This is a genomic window from Verrucomicrobium sp. BvORR034 (assembly GCF_000739635.1).
In the GTDB taxonomy this organism is placed as follows: Bacteria; Verrucomicrobiota; Verrucomicrobiia; order Verrucomicrobiales; family Verrucomicrobiaceae; genus Verrucomicrobium.
In genome coordinates, this window is record NZ_BATQ01000191.1 from 1 (window position 1) to 1352 (window position 1352).

Genomic DNA, 1352 nt, shown 5'->3' on the forward strand with positions numbered 1-1352 from the left:
CCCCATGAGCGCTAACTTAACATGGACATGGCAGAATTTTTTGTTAGAGTGCAGCATGACCTCCTTGCCCGATGAGAACTGGGATTACCTTTTGAGTCTGCTTCCGGAAGATTGGGAATCATTGGCCAAGACGACCGGGGCAGTGCGGCGCCTGCGTGGCGCGAAGTCTTTGGGCAGCCTGTTGCGTGTTTTACTGCTGCATGCTGGTCATGGCTGTTCTTTGCGCACAGCTTCTGTGGTAGGCAAGGCCGCAGGCTGGATCAGCATGTCTGATGTAGCCTTGCACAAGAGGTTTGCCCTGTGCGAGGCGTGGCTGCAGCAGCTTTGCGCAGGGCTTTTTGCCCAAAGCCGGTTGCAACTGCCGCCGGCTTACCGCGGCTTGAAGTTGCGCTTGGTAGATGGCACTATCATCAAGGAACCGGGTGCTACAGGCAGTCAATGGCGCGTGCATTACAGCTTGCAAGTGCCGGACTGGCATTGTGATTTTTTTCGTCTCAGTCCAGTCAAAGGCTCCGGCAATGGTGAATCGCTCAAGCATTTTGAAGTTGCCCCTGGAGACTGCTTTTTAGCAGACCGCGGCTTCAGCCATCTGCTGGGGATCGAGCATGTCTATCGGGGCGGGGCGCATGTGATCATGCGGCTTAACGAACAAAACACCCCATTGGAAGATGCGCAGGGACGTCCGGTTGTCCTGCTGCCCTGGCTCCGCAAGCTCAAGCAGCCAGGAGCGGTGGCGGACGTGGATCTTTGGGTGCGCCCACATAAAGAGGCCTCCTTGGCGCAGCGTGTGCCAGTGCGTCTGTGCGCCGTGCGCAAAAGCGTGGAAGCTGCTGCTTTGGCACAACGAAAAGTGCAGCGGCGCGCTCAACAAGATCAGACCAAACTGCGCGCAGCCACCTTGGAGCACACGGCTTGGATCGTGGTGCTGACCACCGTGCCAAGGGACACGCTGAGCGATGTGGAGGTGCTTCAATGGTATCGGGTGCGCTGGCAAATTGAACTGGCGTTCAAGAGGCTCAAATCACTGGGAGATGTCGGACACCTGCCCAAAAGTGATGAGCGCTCCAGTCGAGCGTGGGTCTACGCCAAACTGCTCATTGCTTTGCTCAGTGAAAAGATGCAACGCCACGCGGCGGCCCTTTCCCCCTGGGGAGGACGTTGGCTGGAGAATGAAACGCCCCCGCAGCCACTGGCGCGAGACTGAGTGGCTCATTGAACTGATCCAGGCCGCTACTTGGCCGCCGCTGCGAATCGCCGACTGCCTGAGCACCTGGAATCAGATTGCTCAAGACCTCGCCGAACGAAAGCGAAAAAGAATGCCTCGCATTCAAAGACTCTTAAGTTAGCGCTTA

1 protein-coding gene is annotated in these 1352 nt (G+C 57.3%); it reads left to right on the top strand.

Going from position 1 to position 1352, the window contains the following annotated elements; genetic code table 11:
* Positions 1–55: 55 nt before the first annotated feature.
* Positions 56–1204, top strand: a complete 1149-nt coding sequence (locus BV034_RS34070) for an IS4 family transposase (protein ID WP_050031397.1) — start codon at positions 56–58, stop codon at positions 1202–1204.
* The last annotated feature ends 148 nt before the right edge of the window (positions 1205–1352 follow it).

What these genes read in the sequence shown, in the direction of transcription:
- BV034_RS34070 (WP_050031397.1), top strand. Translation starts at nt 56, where the DNA reads ATGACCTCCTTGCCCGATGAGAACTGGGATTACCTTTTGAGTCTGCTT.